Genomic DNA, 16,235 nt, shown 5'->3' on the forward strand with positions numbered 1-16,235 from the left:
CCCGCTGGGAGAGGGAAGGGGCCCGCCCGGCGCAGCCGGGTGGGAAGGTTGAGGTTGAGTAAGATGAAAAGAACCCACCTCCCCCTGAACGGCCTGCGGGTGCTCGACGCCGCCGCGCGCCACCTGTCCTTCACCCGCGCCGCCGACGAGCTCGCGGTGACGCCGGCCGCGGTCGGCCAGCAGATCCGCGCGCTGGAGGAGACGCTCGGCACAGTCCTCTTCCGCCGCACGACCAAGGGCCTGGAACTGACGCCGGAGGGCGAGGCGGGCCTTGCCGCGCTGCGCTCCGGTTTCCTCCAGTTCGAAGAATCGGTCCGCGCGATGCAGGCGGGTCAGTCGTCGAAGGTGCTGACCATCGCCGCCCCGCGCGACCTGACCGCCAAATGGCTGATGCCGCGCCTCGCCGCGCTGACCGCCGGCGACCCCGACCTGCGCTTCGCGATCGTCGCGGATGAGGAGATCGACTTCACCCAGGCCAACCTCGACCTCGCCGTCCGCTGGGGCGCGGGGCCGGGCGAGCATGAGGGCGAGGCGCTGGAAAGCGACGGCATGGTCACGGTCGCGGCCCCTGGCGGCGGGGCCGATACCGCCATCGCCTGGCCCGGCTGCCAGGGCGAGGATGCCGCCGCACTCGTCCGCGTCGGTGATGCCGGCCTGGCGATCGACGCCGCCGCTGCCGGCTTGGGTCGCGCCTGCGTTCCCGAACTGCTCGCCCGCGGCGACATTGCGGCGGGACGTGTCGTCGTGATCGGCGAACCGCGTGCATCGGCGCAGGGCTATTGGCTCGTCGCTCCACTGCCGCAGTGGCGCCAGAGGAAGGTGAAGGCGCTGGTCGACGCGCTGGCGGCATGATCGACGCCGTTGCGGACACGCATTTTGCGAGCGAGCGGCTCGCCATGCGTCCGCAGACGGTCGACGATGCCGACTGGCTGTTCGAAGGCTATGGCGACGCTGACCTGATGACCTGGTGGTCGAGCGCCCCGCATGCCGATGTCGCTGAGACCCGCGCTTACCTCGCCCCTCGCATAGCCAAGCCCGATTGGCGCGGCTGGGCGATGATCGCACGCGACACCGGCACGCCGATCGGTACGCTGGCGGCAGGCGAGAAACGCGCAGGCGTTGCCGAGATCGGCTATCTGCTGCTCCGCTGTCATTGGGGCCGCGGCTATGCCCGCGAAGGCGTCTCGCGCCTGATCGATATGTTGTTCGCCGAAGGGTATCGCCGCATCATGGCCGATACCGATCCCGACAATATCGCCTCCAACACGCTACTCACCCGCCTCGGCTTCACCTGCGAAGGGCGGCTGCGCGCCGAATGGGAAACGCACATCGGCATCCGCGACAGCTTCATCTGGGGCCTGCTGCGCGAGGAATGGCCACGATGAGCGACCTGCCCGATCCACGGTCGGAGGATTACAAGCTTGCGCTCGCCCACGCCGTGTTAGGGCCGCACCGTCTGGGCCTCGTCCTCGCTGCGGTCGGTGTCGTGATCGCGGTCGTGCGCGGCACCGTCCTTCCCGGCATCCCGCGCGTCGTGCCCGTGCTGTGCATCGCGCTGGCGCTCGGCCTGATGGTCATCGGCACGATCCGCCGCATCCAGATGCAGGTGCGGCACATGCGCAACCAGCGCTGAGGGGTGGGGACCGTCATCCTGACGAAAGTCAGGATCCAGAGCCAAGCAGCATCCCCGTCAAAGCCGAGAAACCCTCGATTCCGGCTGTCGCCGGAATGACGGCAGATGGGCTTCGGTCGGTTGCGCCATCTCCCGCTGTGTCCTACCCTTCTGACACACCACCCGAGAGGACTCCGCCAATGCCCGCCCCCAGCCCCTGGTCCCACGCAAAGCGCAGCGGCCTTGCCGATGATATCGACTTCGAGATCAAGGGCCAGGAACTGCAATTCGTCGAGATCGAACTCGACCCCGGCGAAAGCGCGGTGGCGGAGGCCGGGTCGCTCGTCTGGAAGGACGCGAGCGTCGAGATGACGACCGTCTTCGGTGACGGTTCGGGCGGGGAGGGCGGCGGCTTTATGGGCAAGCTGCTCGGCGCCGGCAAGCGGCTGGTGACGGGCGAATCGCTCTTCACCACCGTCTTCACCCACCACGGCCGCGGCAAGGCCCGCGTCGCCTTCGCCTCGCCGACGCCCGGCGCGATCGTGCCGCTGAAGCTCGACACGGTCGGCGGCACGCTGATCTGCCAGAAGGACAGCTTCCTGTGCGCCGCAAAGGGCGTGACGATGGGCGTCCATTTCCAGCAGCGCATCATGACCGGCCTGTTCGGCGGCGAAGGCTTCATCATGCAGCGGCTGACCGGTGACGGCTGGGTCTTCGTCCAGTTCGGCGGCGCGATCATCGAACGCGACCTGGCACCGGGCGAGGAACTCCACATCGATACCGGCTGTCTGGCCGCCTACACCCCCAGCGTCGACTTCGACCTGGTCCGCGTGGGTGGGGTCAAGAGCATGATCGTTGGAGGCGAAGGCGCCTTCTTCGCCCGCATGACCGGCCCCGGCAAGGTGTGGGTCCAGTCGCTGCCGTTCAGCCGGCTAGCCGGCCGGATGCTGGCGGCCGCCGGATCCCGCGGCGGCCAGAACCGGGGCGAGGGGAGCGTGCTGGGCGGGTTCGGGGATTTAATCAGCGGGAATTGAGTGGGCGTGGGTTCCCCGTTTCCCGTCGATGACGGCCGCTTCGGGAATGCCGAATTGGGAACGGGTTTCGGGAAAGCTGATGCCGCAGGTGGTCGTCAGAGCGTCGGCGCGGCCGGCTTCCCGTCTTCGTTCCTGATCGAGAAATTAGACCTGCAGAAATCATTCCTGGGCGCTTATGGGGCGGGCAGAGTAGGGAGAGGCTCCTTGCCTAGCCTGACAATATCTGCGGCTAGATCATCGGAAGATGCTGCTGCCCTAGCGCAATAAATCATGTCGCAGACAGGTATGTTAGGGAAAGTACGCTCAAGAATACCGAGACAGAAGCTACTCCTTGGTTCGTCCGCGGCTTCGATAACGCCGATGCATTCCGCAACTTCCTGAACGGTAAGATCGGGGATAGCCGGAGGAGGTCCCATCGCTGCTAACGCGGCAAAATCACGTTCGCTGGTCCAACTGTGCAGGTCGCAAAACGTGACGCGATCATACCCCTGCGATCCCGCTAACGCATCGGCTTCGGCGATGAGCGCGTCACAGTCTTCGTCAGCATCCAAACAATCCACGATCCGGACAATGAGTTCTTGCAATGCGTCAATCCGCTCCGGCGGAGGCGTCGGTATCAGCGACTCAATCCTGCTGGGCATTGAACCTCCTGACCTTCGAATAATGTTCGGACATGAATTCCGCTGTCGAATAATCTCAATTCATCGAACCTAACTATTCGTTACCGACATTCCGTTTCCCAGTTTCGATCCGACCGGGAAAGCTCCGGGCTCCTCGCTGGCGGTTCGTTCGAGGGAACGTGGCGGTTAGCTGGATAACGCAATCTCGATCGCCGCTGCCGCATGGAGAGCGGTCGTGTCGAAAATTGGCACTTCACTGTCTTCTGGCCGAACCAGCAGCATGATTTCGGTACATCCCAAAATGACCGCTTCCGCGCCGTTCTTGACCAAGCGAGAGACGACTGCGCGGTACGCATCACGCGACGCCGGCAAAATCTTCCCGGCGACCAGTTCCTCATAGATGATGCGATGGACGGTAGCGCGGTCTTCGTCGTCTGGGACGATGACGTTGAGGCCATGCAGATCGATTAGCCGCCCCTTGTAGAAGGCGTGCTCCATCGTGAACGCGGTTCCGAGCAGTCCAACCGTCTTGAAGCCGGCCGCCTTGATGCGTTCGGCCGTGGGATCAGCGATGTGAAGGATGGGCACGTCAACCGCGGCTTCAACGTCTGCCGCCATCCGGTGCATGGTGTTGGTGCATATCAGCAGTACGTCCGCGCCCCCCGCTTCGAGGCGTTGTGCCGCGTTGATCATGCGCTTAGTCAAACCCGGCCAATTGCCCCTGTGCTGTAAGTCCTCGATTTCTGCGAAGTTGAACGACCACAGGAGGCACCGGGCCGATGCGGTCGGGCCGAGCCTGTCTCGCACCCCCTCGTTGAGGATGCGATAATACTCGGCGGAACTCTCCCAGCTCATGCCGCCGATCAGTCCGATCATCTTCATGCCTTGGTATGTCCCCACTTCACGCGCTTCTCGCCCTATGAATATGGGCTTTGAGAACCCCGTCACGTTCTCTTTGCACCATCATTTTCGGGAAATCGCGCTTCCCCTCAGGCGTCAATCGCCTCTTCCTCCAGCCGCGCCGCATTTTCCTGAATGAACGCAAAGCGGTGCGCCGGGTTGTTGCCCATCAGCCGGTCGACCAAGTCCTTCACGCCGGCGCGTTCCTCATATTCCTGGGGCAGGGTAATGCGGATCAGGCTGCGGCTTTTCGGGTCCATCGTGGTTTCGCGCAGCTGGGCGGGGTTCATCTCGCCCAGGCCCTTGAAGCGGGCGACTTCGACCTTCTTGCCGCGGAACTCCTTCGCCTCGATCTGCGCGCGGTGGGCGTCGTCGCGGGCGTAGAGGGACTTGGCGCCGGCGGTCAGACGGTAGAGCGGGGGCTGGGCGAGGTACAAATGCCCGCGCCGCACCAGCTCGGGCATTTCCTGGAAGAAGAAGGTCATCAGCAGCGTCGCGATATGCGCGCCGTCGACGTCGGCGTCGGTCATGATGACGACGCGTTCGTAGCGCAGGTTATCAGGCAGGCAGTCCTTGCGCGTGCCGCAGCCGAGCGCCAGCACCAGGTCGGCGATTTCCTGATTGGCGAGGATCTTCGCGCTGGTCGCGGATGCCACATTCAGGATCTTGCCGCGGATCGGCAGGATCGCCTGGGTCTTGCGATCGCGCGCCTGTTTGGCCGATCCGCCCGCCGAATCGCCTTCGACGATGAACAGCTCGGTGCCCTCGGGCGAGTCCGCGGCGCAGTCGGTCAGCTTGCCGGGCAACCGCAGCTTGCGGCCCGACGTCGCGGTCTTGCGCTTGACCTCGCGTTCCTGCTTGCGACGCAGGCGATCGTCCATCCGCTCCAGCACATAACCGAGCAGCGCCTTGCCGCGCTCCATATTGTCGCTGAGGAAATGGTCGAAATGATCGCGCATCGCGCGCTCGACCAGGCCGGTCGCCTCGGGTGAAGTGAGCCGGTCCTTGGTCTGCGACTGGAACTGCGGCTCGCGGATGAAAACGCTCAGCATCAGCTCGCTACCGACCATCACGTCGTCGGCAGTCAGGTCCTTCGCCTTCTTGTTGCCGACGAGATCGCCGAACGCGCGCATGCCCCGGGTCAGCGCCTGACGCAGCCCCTGTTCATGGGTACCGCCATCGGGCGTCGGGATGGTGTTGCAATACCAGCTGTACGACCCGTCCGACCAGAGCGGCCACGCGACCGCCCATTCCACGCGGCCTTGTGCGTCGGGGAAATCCTGCGAGCCTGAAAAGAAGCCGGCGGTCGCACATTCGCGCGTGCCGATCTGCTCCTTCAGATGATCGGCGAGACCGCCCGGAAACTGGAAGACGGCGTCGGCCGGCGTATCGTCGGAAATGACCTCGGCTGCGCATTTCCAGCGGATTTCGACGCCGGCGAACAGATAGGCCTTCGACCGCACCAGCTTGTAGAGCCGCGCGGGCTTGAACATCAGGTCGCCGAAGATTTCCTCGTCGGGCGTGAAGGCGACCGTGGTCCCGCGCCGGTTGGGGGTGCCGCCCAGATGCTCGATCGGCCCCAGCGTCTGGCCGCGGGCGAAGCGCTGGCGGTACAGTTCGCGGTTGCGCGCGACTTCGATCACCGTGTCCTTCGACAGCGCGTTGACCACGCTGATGCCGACGCCGTGCAGGCCTCCGCTCGTTGCATAGGCCTTGCCGGTGAACTTGCCGCCCGAATGCAGCGTGGAAAGGATCACCTCCAGCGCCGACTTGTCCGGAAACTTCGGGTGCGGGTCGACCGGAATGCCGCGGCCGTTGTCGCTGATCGTCAGGCGATTGCCTTCGCCCAGCGTCACTTCGATCCGCGTGGCGTGGCCCGCAACCGCCTCGTCCATCGCATTGTCGAGCACTTCGGCGGCCAGATGGTGCAACGCGCGTTCGTCGGTGCCGCCGATATACATGCCGGGGCGCCGGCGGACGGGTTCCAGCCCCTCCAGCACCTCGATCGACGAGGCGTCATAGTCGGTGACGGGGGCGGACTTACCGGCGAACAGATCGGTCGACATAGGCGGGAACGTATAGGGGCCAAACGCCCGCGCTGCAAAGCAGTCTCACCTAACCCGCTCGGATAGAATCGCTGTTGCCCGATTGTCACACTGCGGCGCAACTGCGACGGTCGGTGGAGCCGATCCGCGATCGAGCCGTTCGGACGACTGATCGAAATCATCGACCAGGAGATAGATACGTGCGGACCTTTCTTACCATTCTCGCCGCCGGCACGGCATTCGCCGCGACCGGGGCTGCCGCACAGGACGATACGCGTCCGGCGTTCGACGGCGTCTACATCGGTGCTTCGGGCGGCTATGACGTGCAGGGGAACGACGTCGGGTCGAGCATCCGCTTCGACCGCAACCTCGACGGCCGCTTCACGGACACCGTGACGACAACGGCCGGCGCCAACGCCTTCTCGCCGGGCTTCTGCAACGGCCGCGCGACCAGCACCGCCAACACCGCCTGCGTGAACGACCGTGACGGGTGGAGCTACAACGCGCGAATCGGCGCCGACACGCGCCTCGGCAACCTCGCGGTCGGCGCGGTGGGCGAGTTCGGCAAGAGCGAGATCACCGACAGCGTTTCGGCCTTCTCGACCACGCCCGCATGGTACACGATGACCCGCTCGGTTGACTGGGAAGCCAATCTGCGCGCACGCGCCGGCTATGTCGCGGGTGAGAGCACGCTGTTCTACGGCACGTTCGGCGCGGGCTATGCCCGGATCGATCGCAGCTTCACGACCAGCAACGGCACCAACGCCTTTACCGAACGCGGCAAACGCAACCGCTTCGGCACAGTCGCCGGCGGTGGCGTAGAGACGATGCTCGGCAGCAACTTCTCGATCGGCCTGGAATATCTGTGGCACCAGTATAACGACGACGATTACCGCGTCCGCGCGACGCAGGGCACCGCCCCGGCGACCACCAATCCGTTCATCCTGGCGCCGAACACCGCCGGCACCGACTTCCGCCGCAGCGACGACAAGTTCCGCTGGCACAGCTTGCGGGCGACGGCGGCGTTCAGGTTCTAAGCGGGCGGCCGTGGGCTTGCCCAAGCAAGCCCACGGACTCGCCACGTCGGGCAGCGGGGCGGCGCAGCCGTCCCGTCTGACGGGCGTGGTGAGCGGGCGCTAGATGTAGTTTCCGACTTACTTCTCTCCCGGGTCGTCGCGCCGTCGGACGGAGCAGCTACGCTGCACCGCCGGCCGCCGCGACGAGTCTTCGGATTGCTGATGCAATCCGAAGCCGTCTGCTCCTGGGACGCCACGCCGTCGGACGGANNAGTCGGCGGTTTGCTTGCGCAAACCGCGCGCCGCCTGCTAAATCACCGCCATATCCGCGCGATAGTGATGCCACGTCATGATCGCCGCCGCCCCGCGATGCGGCCGCCACGGCTCGGCCAGTTCGCGCGTCAGCTTCTCGGAAGGCCGCGCATCCAGCCCCAGGATACGCCCGACCTCGATCTGCACGGCCAAGTCGCCCGCCGGCCAGATGTCCGGCCGCCCCTCCGCGAACAGTAGGTAGATTTCCGCCGACCACCGCCCGATGCCCTTAACCCGCACCAGTTGCGCGATCGCCTCTTCGTCGTCCGCGGGCAGGTCGGCCAGGTTCAGCCGTCCGCTCACCACCTCCTCCGCCAGGCTCTTGGCATAGCCCGTCTTCTGCCGCGAAAAGCCCACGCTGCGGAATGTCTCGTCCGGCACGCCCGCGATCGTCGTCGGGTCGGTCAGGTCGCCGAGCGCCTCTGACAGCTTGGTCCACACCGATTGCGCCGCCGCGACCGACACCTGTTGGCCGATGATCGTGCGCAGCAGCGTCGCATAGCCGCGGTCGCTGATCCGCACCGGCGGATAGCCGACCCGCGCGATCGCCGCGGCGAATCCCGGCTCGCGGGCCGCCAGCACGTCGAGGGATGTCTTCAACTGCTCGGCACTCAATCCCATCGACGGTTCCCATTCTTGTAAAGCCCGCGCAGGCGCGGCATGGCGGCTGGGTAACGCAAAAGGACCGCGACAAGATGCCGACACTTATCGTCACCACCCGCGACGGGGAAGAGCGCGCGGTCCAGGGCCAGGCCGGCCTGTCGGTGATGGAGGTCATCCGCGACAACGGCTTCGACGAGTTGCTGGCGCTGTGCGGCGGCTGCTGCAGCTGCGCGACCTGCCACGTCCATGTCGACCCCGACTTCGCCGACAAGCTACCGCCGATGAGCGAGGATGAGGACGACCTGCTCGGCTCGGCGGCGGAGCGCGACGACACGTCGCGACTGTCGTGCCAGCTGCCGTTCAGCGATGCGCTGGACGGACTGCGCGTGCGGATTGCTGCGGAAGACTAAGCTGCCAGCGCGTACGTGAAGAGCGTGGCTATTCACCAGACGCGCCAAGCCGGCCGGCGGTGCGCAGCGACCGGCCGACGACGCGGCTTCGCGCGCTTGCAATAAAGCGCCGGATGCCTAGTCCGGCCAACGCGAATCGTCACCCCCCCAGTGAAATGCAGGCTGACGGAGCCCAGCCCGTTCTGACGGGTTTATCCCCACCATGGGCGGCCGCATTCGACGAAAGACCGGCTTGGCCGAGGCTGCCGCCCGCCGCGACGCCGAACCTGTCGATACCTGTGCCTTGTGCAGCCGCTCGCTCGGTCGCCGGATCGAGTGGCACCATGTCGTCCCCAAGAGCGAGGGCGGTCGCGATACCGTGCCCGTGCACCCGATCTGCCACCGCACGATCCACGCGACCGCGAGCAACACCGAACTCGCTCGCGTCTATCCTACCCTCGATGCGTTGCGTGCTCGAGAGGACATCGCACGCTTCCTGACCTGGATCGCTGATAAGCCACCCGATTTCACGGCACCGACCCGTCGCCGTCGCTGACGGGCAGGACGCGCAGCCGTTTATCGCGACACCTATCGCCGGATGCTGCTTGGGGTCACTGGGGGCTGGTCGCCATCGCTGAGACGCGGCCCGTGGTGAAGTAGGACTTCGTAAGTGGCGGGTCCCAGTACGGCATCGGCACATGTGCGCCTAACTGCCGCAGCGTAGCGGACCCTTTTGCAACGAGGCCGGTGCCCTGTCGGCGGCAGAACCTGCGCCATCTTCGACCGTAGCTATGCCCCGCTGGTCGAGCGTAGGCGACCTCGCGGGTTAGCGCTGGCCAACCCGCGAAATGACGTCGCCTTACTTGCTGCGCTCGACCTGCTCGAATTCCAGTTCGACCGGGGTCGCGCGGCCGAAGATCGAGACGGCGACCTTGACCTTGCCCTTGTCGAAGTCGAGTTCCTCGACCAGGCCGTTGAACGTCGCGAACGGGCCGTCCAGCACCTTGACCGAATCGCCGATCTCGTAGTCGACCTTGACCTGCTGCTTGGGCGCGGCGGCGGCTTCTTCCTTGGTGTTCAGGATGCGCGCGGCCTCGGCCTCGCTGATCGGCTGGGGCTTGCCCGAACTGCCTAGGAAGCCGGTCACCTTCGGCGTGTTCTTGACGAGGTGATACACGTCGTCGTTCATGCTCAGCTTGGCGAGCACATAGCCGGGGAAGAACTTGCGTTCCGACTGGACCTTCTTCCCGCGGCGAACCTCGGTGACCTGCTCGGTCGGCACCTCGACCGCCTCGACCAGCTGGGTCAGGCCCATGCGTTCAGCGTCGGCCAGGATCTGGTCGCGAACCTTGTTCTCGAAGCCCGAATAGGCGTGGATGATGTACCAGCGCGCCATGTCTATCGTGCCCCTTACTTCGCCAGGCCGAGGAGGAAGTCGACGATCGTGCGGAACACGCTGTCGACGCCGAGGAAGAACAGCGCGAGGATCGTGGTCATGATCATGACCATGACGCCGGTCATCCAGGTTTCCTTCGGCGTCGGCCAGGCGACCTTCTTCCGCTCGGCCTCGACCTGCCGCATGAATTCCAGGGGAGTCGTCTTCGCCACGCTACAGGCCTCGCTTCGCAATTGATGTCCGCGGGACATGGGCTCTCTGCCCGGTCCCGTGAGGGGCGCCGGTGCGGATTATCCACGCTGTCGGATTGGAAGTGGCGATAGCCGCACCGGCGACCGAGCGCAAGATGTTCGCTTGCGCCTTGGGTCGCTGTAGGGACTGCAAGCGGAAAGGGGCGGGGCGCGGCTCGGTCGGCTCGGCTCAGCCCGTGCTTCGGCGAAGGCCTGAGCGCAGTGCTATTTCAATGCGGATGAACCGAACTCCGGACGTTTCCGCGTCCGGCACATACGAAAAAGGGGCCGGACGCATGGCCCGACCCCTCTATTTCGGTCGCTTGCGCGAGCGATCAGTTGCTGTCGCTGTCCGAAGCGATCGCAATGATGCCGGCGACGACGGCGGCGCCGGCGACGATCGCGATGATCAGGCCGGTGCCTGCCAGCGCCTTGTTCTTGCCGGCGGTCGCCGAGACGCGGGCGTTGGCCGGAACGGCCTTCGCCAGCGACAGCTTCGCTGCCGGGTTCGACGCGGTCTGCGCCATCACCGGCGTTGCGACCATGCTCAGCGCGACTGCGCTCATGACAAACTTGCGTACCATATTACTTCCCCTTCTTAGGTTACGAAACTCTCGTGCTCGCCGTCGAATTTCACCCGATCACGACGATCGGACGATCGGCGAAACCAGTCGAAGGCGATTTGGCAGGGGCGCTCGGATTCGAACCGAGGGCCTTCGGTTTTGGAGACCGACGCTCTAACCAGCTGAGCTACGCCCCTGTACCCCGCGCCCTCTAACCCCCCTCCGCGGCGTCCGCAATGCAAATCTATGCCGCGCGAACTTGTTCACCGACACTGTCGGTCAACCCGCGGGCCTCCTCGACCGGAAGCGGGCGGCCGAAATAATAGCCCTGAACCTTGGAACAGCCAAGCGTCTTTATTAACATATGTTCTTCTTCCGTCTCGACCCCCTCCGCGGTCGTGGTCATGTCGAGCGACTGGGCGAGCGCCACCACGGCGCGGATGATCGCGATCGCTTCCTTCACGCCTCTGGCCGCGCCGGTCACGAAGCTGCGGTCGATCTTGATCGTCGAGAAGCGCGTCCGGCTGAGGTAGCCGAGCGACGAATAGCCGGTCCCGAAATCGTCGAGGCTCAGGCGGATGCCGAGGTCGAGCAACCGTTCCAGCGTCTGCGTGGCGCCGGTGCCTTCGCGCAGGAACACGCTTTCGGTGACCTCCAGCTCCAGCCGGTCGGCGGACAGTCCCGACGTCGCCAGCGCATTGGCGACGACCGCGACGAAGCCGGGGTTGTGCAGCTGTTCGGCCGACACGTTGACCGCGACGCGCGAATAGCTCTTCCAGCCCGCCGCCTCGTGGCAGGCGGTGCGCAGCACCCATTCGCCGATCGGCGCGATCAGTCGCGCCTCTTCGGCCAGCGGGATGAACTTCGCCGGGCTGACCGGCCCGAGCGTCGGATGGGTCCAGCGCAATAGCGCCTCGAATCCGGTCAGCGACCCCGTGCCGGCATCGACCACCGGCTGATACATCAGGTGGAGCTCGTCCTTCTCCAGCGCACTGCGCAGCGCCATTTCGAGGACTCGGCGTTCCTCGGCCTGGAGGTGGAGCTGCGGTTCATAGGCATGGAACACCCCGCCGCCGGCATCCTTCGAGCGATAGAGCGCAAGATCGGCCGAGCGGATCAGCATTTCCGGCGTCCGCCCGTCGCGCGGGCCGATCGCGACGCCGACCGACGCGCCGATGAACAGCGTATGCTGGTCGACGTCATAGGGTGTCGACAGGGTGGAGATGATCGTGTGCGCCAGCTGCTCGACCTTGGCGGTATCGGTCGCGTCGCGCACGACGACGGCGAATTCGTCACCGCCCAGCCGCCCGATGATCTCATTGTCGGTGATCAGCGTCTTCAGCCGATCCGACACGCGCCCCAGCAAGCGGTCGCCGATCGGATGGCCCAGCGTGTCGTTCACCGCCTTGAACCGGTCGAGGTCGATCATCATGAAGCCGCAGCGCGAGCCCCATTTGTCGGCCTCCTGCATCGCCTGGCCCAGCGTCTCGTTGATCAGCAGGCGGTTGGGCAGGCCGGTCAGCGTGTCGTAGCGCGCCATGCGGTTGATCTTGTCGGCCGACGCCCGCTGCTCGGTCACATCGGAGCCGACGCCGCGAAAGCCGACGAAGCCGCGATCCTCGACGAAGCGGGGGCTTGCCGACATTTCCCACCAGCGTTCCTGCCCGTCGACATAGACCGGCAGCAGCAGGTCGCGGAACGCTTCGCGCGCCTTGAGCTTGTCCGACAGCGCGCGCAGACCCGCGGCGAAATTGCCGCTTTCCCAGGTCGGCCCGGCGAGGATTTCCAGGAAGCTCTTGCCGTTGATCGTCGTCGGGTCGACCCCGATCGAGCGGGCGAAGCGGGGGGAGGCGCGCACGACTCGACGCTGTGCGTCGATCTCCCACAGCCAGTCGGCGCTGCTATCTTCCTCCGTCTCGCGCAGCAGCAGGCTGACCGTCTCGTCGCGTTCGGACAGCGCTATCTCGTTGGCGCGCATCACGACCAGCGCGCGGCCGCGGGCAAAGCAGCCGACCATCAGCAGCGCGGTGAAGATCACGGTCGTACCGGCGATGGTCGGCATGGCGAGCAGCACGAAGGTGCCGCTCATGGCCGAGCCGACCATGCCGAGGAACAGCAAGGTCGCCAGCGGCAGCGTGGCCATCGAGATCGCCGCCGACGCCATCAGCACGACGACGACGCTGTACAGCCCGAGCAGTGCGATCGGATCGGCGTAGTGGCCGAAGACCATCGGCGCGACCGCCCAGATGCCGCCGAGTGCGATCCCGTCCAGAAACGTGCCGCGGACGTCGGCCAAAGTCGCATTGCGATCGGTCCGGTTGCGCGTCGATAGGCGCCGCACCGCGACCCCGACCGCGACGATCGCGACCAGCGCGTTCCACCCGACCAGCCAGGCCAGCGGTACGAGATGTGCGAACGACAGGGTGACGAGAGTCGCCCCGATCACGTTCGCCGCCAGCATGAACAAGGCCATCTGCGCGCCCCCATTCATCTGCGCCGCCCGAATCGGCGCCCAATCGGTCGAGTCGGCCGGATCGTAAAGGCCGAGAAGCGCCCGCGCATCGATGCGCGGCGCTGCGAACTGGGAGGTCGGGATACGCATCACGATCGGGAGCGTAAGCCCGTAAGGTTGAGGGATCGTGTATGTCGTTGGTGCGGAGCGGGATTTGCTTTGCTCAACCGTTCGTGCTGAGCGCAGTCGAAGCACTTGGTGGAGGGCTGCCCTTCGACTTCGCTCAGGGCGAACAGGGTTCGGCTTTGAGAGGTCTCGACATTCGACCGATCGATGCTGCTTCTAGTCTTCGTCATCCCGGACTTGATCCGGGATCCAGAGCCAAACGCCGTGTCGCTCGCGACCCTGGATCCCGGATCAAGTCCGGGATGACGGTGCCTTGGGGTAACCGTTCAACGCTCTTATCCTGCGCCGGCCCTTGGGATGGCTCGGTTCGCTTCGATCAAAACACGCGATAGCGCGGGTCGACACACCCGTCAGACGGCCCGGCTTTGCCGGGCCGTCTGACGGGTGTGTCGAGTCCTCGGATCGCTTAAGCGATCCGAGGCACGATCATGCCGCGATCGCGTAGGGCTTGATCTCGCCGGTCAGATACAGGTTCCGCGCCTTTGCCCGGCTGAGCTTGCCCGAGCTCGTCCGCGGCAGGGTGCGAGGGGGCACGAGTTCGACGACGCAGTTCATGCCGGTGACCGCGCGGACGCGTTCCTTGATCGCGTCGTGCAGGCGCTTGCGCTCCTCGCCGTCGCTGGTGCGGCACTGGACCAGCACCGCCGGGGTCTCTTCGCCGCCGGGCGTGGTGATCGCAAAGGCGGCGATGTCGCCCTGCTTGAAGCCGGGCAGCTGTTCGACCGCCCATTCGATGTCCTGCGGCCAGTGGTTGCGGCCGTTGACGATGATCATGTCCTTCGCCCGCCCGACGATGTAGATGTAGCCGTCCGAAAGATAGCCCATATCGCCGGTGTCGAGCCAGCCGTCCGTCATGCAGGCGTCGGTCGCGTCGGGGTCGCGGAAATAGCCGACCATGACGCTCGGCCCGCGGCACCAGACCTTGCCGACCGCGCGGTCGGGCAGAGGCGTGCCGTCCTCCTCGCGAACCTCGATCTCCATGTCGCGCACGGCCTTGCCGCAGTTGACGATGGCGCGGAAGCGCTGGGGACGGTCCTCGCCCGCGGCGACGCCGGACAGCTGGGTTTCCTCGACCAGCTCGACGACGATGCCTTCGCCTGGCGGCATGATCGAGACGGCCAAAGTCGCCTCGGCCAGGCCATAGCTCGGCAGGAAGGCCGACGCCTTGAAGCCCGCATCGCCGAACGCGTCGACGAAGCTCTGCATCACGTCGGGGCGGATCATGTCGGCGCCATTGCCCGCAACCCGCCAGCGCGACAGGTCGAACCGGTCGCTGGCCTTGGTCTGCGACGACATGCGGCGGGCGCAGATGTCGTAGCCGAAGGTCGGCGAATAGCTGAGCGTCGTGCCCTTGTTGCGACTGATGAGGTCGAGCCACGCCAGCGGGCGCCGCGCGAAATCCTCGGTCTTCAGATAGTCGGTCGACACCTGATTGGCGACCGGCGACAGGAAGCAGCCGACGAGGCCCATGTCGTGATACCACGGCAGCCAGGAGACGCAGCGATCCGCCGGCTCCAGCTTCATGCCATGCCCGTGCGCCGCCAGATTGTTGAGCAGCGCATGATGGGTGATCGCGACGCCGTGCGGGAAACGCGTCGATCCGCTCGAATATTGCAGATAGGCGATGCTCTGGCCATCCAGCGTCGGCAGCGACACCTCGGGCGCGTCTTTCGCGGCGATGCCGGCGAACGATATGCCATCGACGCCGGCGACACGCGCGGCCTCGCCCGCCATCTCGCCCAGTTCGTCGGGGTAGATCAGCAGGCACGGGTCGCAGCTGTCGAGCTGGACGCGCAACTGGTCGATATAGGACTGCGCACCGCCGAAGCTGGTCGGCAGCGGCAGTGGCACCGGCCACGCACCGGCATAGACCGCGCCGAAGAACAGCGCGGCGAATTCCGGACCCGTCTCGGCGATCAGTGCGATCCGGTCCTCGGGCTTCACGCCCATCGCGATCAGCCGGCGCGCTTGGACCAGCGCATCTGCGCGCAGTTCGGCGAAGGGATAGGGCCGCGTCAGCGTGCCGCGAGCGTCGTGAAAGTTCAGGCCCCGCGACCCGCTAGCTGCATAGTCGAGCGCATCGCCCAACGTCGCGAAATCAGCGAAGCGGCGCGGCAGCGCGTCTTCGGTGGGCGTGGGAGCGGGGGCGATCGCCGCCGCCTGGTCCGTCATCGCCATGTCACCCGAATCCATCAAGAGTCTCGCGTCCCTAATCAAAAAATGCCCGGTCACGGTCTGCTGCCGCGGTCGTCGGTCCCTGATGTAGTCGGCGGTTGCGCCGACCCGGCGTTCAAAATCCGGTCCCACTGTGGCACAATCAAGGCCATGCGCCCCAATTCGTCACCGCGACCCCTGGATCCCGACGCTCTCGACCGTCTCGCCCTGCGCTATGTCGAGCGCTACGCGACGACAAGGGCGAAATTGCGCGACTATCTGATCCGCAAGATCCGCGAACGTGGCTGGGCGGGGGATGTGCCGCCCGACCCGGCGGCGCTGGCCGATCGAATGGCGGAGCTGCGCTATGTCGACGATCGCGCCTTTGCCGAGGCGCGGGTACGCTCGCTCGGTCGGAGGGGGTTGGGCGCACGGCGTATCTCGGGCGCGCTCCGGGCGGCGGGGATCACCGGCGACGATGCCGAGGCGGTGCGCGAGGATATCGATGCGCAGGCCGACGACAGCGCGCTGACCTTTGCCCGGCGGAAACGGCTGGGGCCGTTCGCCACGGCCCCGGCGACCGATCCCAAGGCGCGCGATCGGGCCTTCGCCGCGATGCTCCGCGCCGGGCACGATCCCGACCAGGTCCGCCGCATCCTGGGCATGACGGCCGACGATCTGGCCCGGATTGGCATGGAAGACCGTTGATCTTCGTCAAGCGGG

17 protein-coding genes and 1 tRNA gene are annotated in these 16,235 nt (G+C 65.9%); 8 read left to right on the plus strand and 10 right to left on the minus strand.

Annotation, left to right across the window (positions count from 1 at the left end; all coding sequences use genetic code 11):
* Positions 1-63: 63 nt before the first annotated feature.
* The 4 genes from ACFSC3_RS03080 (at position 64) to ACFSC3_RS03095 (ending at position 2,646) form a co-directional block, all read left to right on the plus strand.
* Positions 64-852 (plus strand): LysR family transcriptional regulator, encoded by a 789-nt coding sequence (locus ACFSC3_RS03080; protein WP_380938643.1) that lies wholly within the window; start codon positions 64-66, stop codon positions 850-852.
* Complete coding sequence (locus ACFSC3_RS03085) at positions 849-1,385, plus strand: GNAT family N-acetyltransferase (RefSeq protein ID WP_380938645.1); 537 nt, start codon at positions 849-851, stop codon at positions 1,383-1,385. Before ACFSC3_RS03080 ends, ACFSC3_RS03085 begins: the two co-directional genes overlap by 4 nt.
* Positions 1,382-1,633, plus strand: a complete 252-nt coding sequence (locus tag ACFSC3_RS03090; RefSeq protein WP_380938647.1) for a hypothetical protein — start codon at positions 1,382-1,384, stop codon at positions 1,631-1,633. The genes ACFSC3_RS03085 and ACFSC3_RS03090 overlap by 4 nt, the downstream gene beginning before the upstream one ends.
* A gap of 179 nt (positions 1,634-1,812) precedes the next feature.
* Positions 1,813-2,646, plus strand: a complete 834-nt coding sequence (locus ACFSC3_RS03095; protein ID WP_380938649.1) for a TIGR00266 family protein — start codon at positions 1,813-1,815, stop codon at positions 2,644-2,646.
* 173 nt (positions 2,647-2,819) lie between these two features.
* Here ACFSC3_RS03095 and ACFSC3_RS03100 read toward each other — a convergent pair whose 3' ends face one another.
* From ACFSC3_RS03100 to parE, 3 genes are all read right to left on the minus strand, one after another.
* The gene (locus ACFSC3_RS03100; protein ID WP_380938651.1) at positions 2,820-3,287 is read right to left on the minus strand and encodes a hypothetical protein; all 468 of its coding nucleotides are present in this window, start codon (positions 3,285-3,287) and stop codon (positions 2,820-2,822) included.
* Between the two features lie 165 nt (positions 3,288-3,452).
* A complete protein-coding gene (locus ACFSC3_RS03105; protein WP_380938653.1) occupies positions 3,453-4,148 on the minus strand; it encodes an aspartate/glutamate racemase family protein in 696 nt (231 codons plus the stop codon).
* A gap of 107 nt (positions 4,149-4,255) precedes the next feature.
* Positions 4,256-6,232: a DNA topoisomerase IV subunit B gene (gene parE / locus ACFSC3_RS03110; protein WP_380938655.1), complete on the minus strand. Its 1,977-nt coding sequence runs from the start codon at positions 6,230-6,232 to the stop codon at positions 4,256-4,258.
* Positions 6,233-6,411: 179 nt separating this feature from the next.
* Here parE and ACFSC3_RS03115 point away from each other — a divergent pair, with 179 nt between their 5' ends.
* The gene (locus ACFSC3_RS03115; RefSeq protein ID WP_380938657.1) at positions 6,412-7,248 is read left to right on the plus strand and encodes an outer membrane protein; all 837 of its coding nucleotides are present in this window, start codon (positions 6,412-6,414) and stop codon (positions 7,246-7,248) included.
* Between the two features lie 288 nt (positions 7,249-7,536).
* On the opposite strand, the gene ACFSC3_RS03120 is transcribed toward ACFSC3_RS03115, so the two are convergent.
* The gene (locus ACFSC3_RS03120; RefSeq protein WP_380938659.1) at positions 7,537-8,160 is read right to left on the minus strand and encodes a DNA-3-methyladenine glycosylase family protein; all 624 of its coding nucleotides are present in this window, start codon (positions 8,158-8,160) and stop codon (positions 7,537-7,539) included.
* Between the two features lie 74 nt (positions 8,161-8,234).
* Between ACFSC3_RS03120 and ACFSC3_RS03125 the strand changes: the two genes are divergently transcribed.
* On the plus strand, positions 8,235-8,552 hold the full coding sequence (locus tag ACFSC3_RS03125) for a 2Fe-2S iron-sulfur cluster-binding protein (RefSeq protein WP_380938661.1): 318 nt from the start codon (positions 8,235-8,237) through the stop codon (positions 8,550-8,552).
* A gap of 202 nt (positions 8,553-8,754) precedes the next feature.
* A complete protein-coding gene (locus ACFSC3_RS03130; protein ID WP_380938663.1) occupies positions 8,755-9,087 on the plus strand; it encodes an HNH endonuclease in 333 nt (110 codons plus the stop codon).
* Between the two features lie 303 nt (positions 9,088-9,390).
* Here ACFSC3_RS03130 and nusG read toward each other — a convergent pair whose 3' ends face one another.
* The 6 genes from nusG to ACFSC3_RS03160 all read right to left on the minus strand — a co-directional run bounded on the left by nusG (position 9,391) and on the right by ACFSC3_RS03160 (position 15,530).
* Entirely contained in the window at positions 9,391-9,927 is a 537-nt protein-coding gene (nusG, locus tag ACFSC3_RS03135; RefSeq protein ID WP_380938665.1) for a transcription termination/antitermination protein NusG, read from the minus strand.
* 14 nt (positions 9,928-9,941) lie between these two features.
* Positions 9,942-10,139, minus strand: coding sequence for a preprotein translocase subunit SecE (gene secE, locus ACFSC3_RS03140; protein ID WP_380938667.1), 198 nt, complete (start codon positions 10,137-10,139; stop codon positions 9,942-9,944).
* 353 nt (positions 10,140-10,492) lie between these two features.
* The gene (locus ACFSC3_RS03145; RefSeq protein WP_380938669.1) at positions 10,493-10,741 is read right to left on the minus strand and encodes a hypothetical protein; all 249 of its coding nucleotides are present in this window, start codon (positions 10,739-10,741) and stop codon (positions 10,493-10,495) included.
* A gap of 99 nt (positions 10,742-10,840) precedes the next feature.
* Positions 10,841-10,917 (minus strand) — tRNA-Trp (locus ACFSC3_RS03150).
* 47 nt (positions 10,918-10,964) lie between these two features.
* A complete protein-coding gene (locus tag ACFSC3_RS03155) occupies positions 10,965-13,322 on the minus strand; it encodes a putative bifunctional diguanylate cyclase/phosphodiesterase (RefSeq protein ID WP_380938671.1) in 2,358 nt (785 codons plus the stop codon).
* Between the two features lie 462 nt (positions 13,323-13,784).
* Positions 13,785-15,530, minus strand: coding sequence for a fatty acyl-AMP ligase (locus tag ACFSC3_RS03160; protein WP_380939656.1), 1,746 nt, complete (start codon positions 15,528-15,530; stop codon positions 13,785-13,787).
* A gap of 153 nt (positions 15,531-15,683) precedes the next feature.
* Here ACFSC3_RS03160 and ACFSC3_RS03165 point away from each other — a divergent pair, with 153 nt between their 5' ends.
* On the plus strand, positions 15,684-16,220 hold the full coding sequence (locus tag ACFSC3_RS03165; protein ID WP_380938673.1) for a regulatory protein RecX: 537 nt from the start codon (positions 15,684-15,686) through the stop codon (positions 16,218-16,220).
* Positions 16,221-16,235: the final 15 nt, after the last annotated feature.

Source organism: Sphingomonas floccifaciens (assembly GCF_042681125.1).
GTDB lineage: Bacteria > Pseudomonadota > Alphaproteobacteria > Sphingomonadales > Sphingomonadaceae > Sphingomonas > Sphingomonas floccifaciens.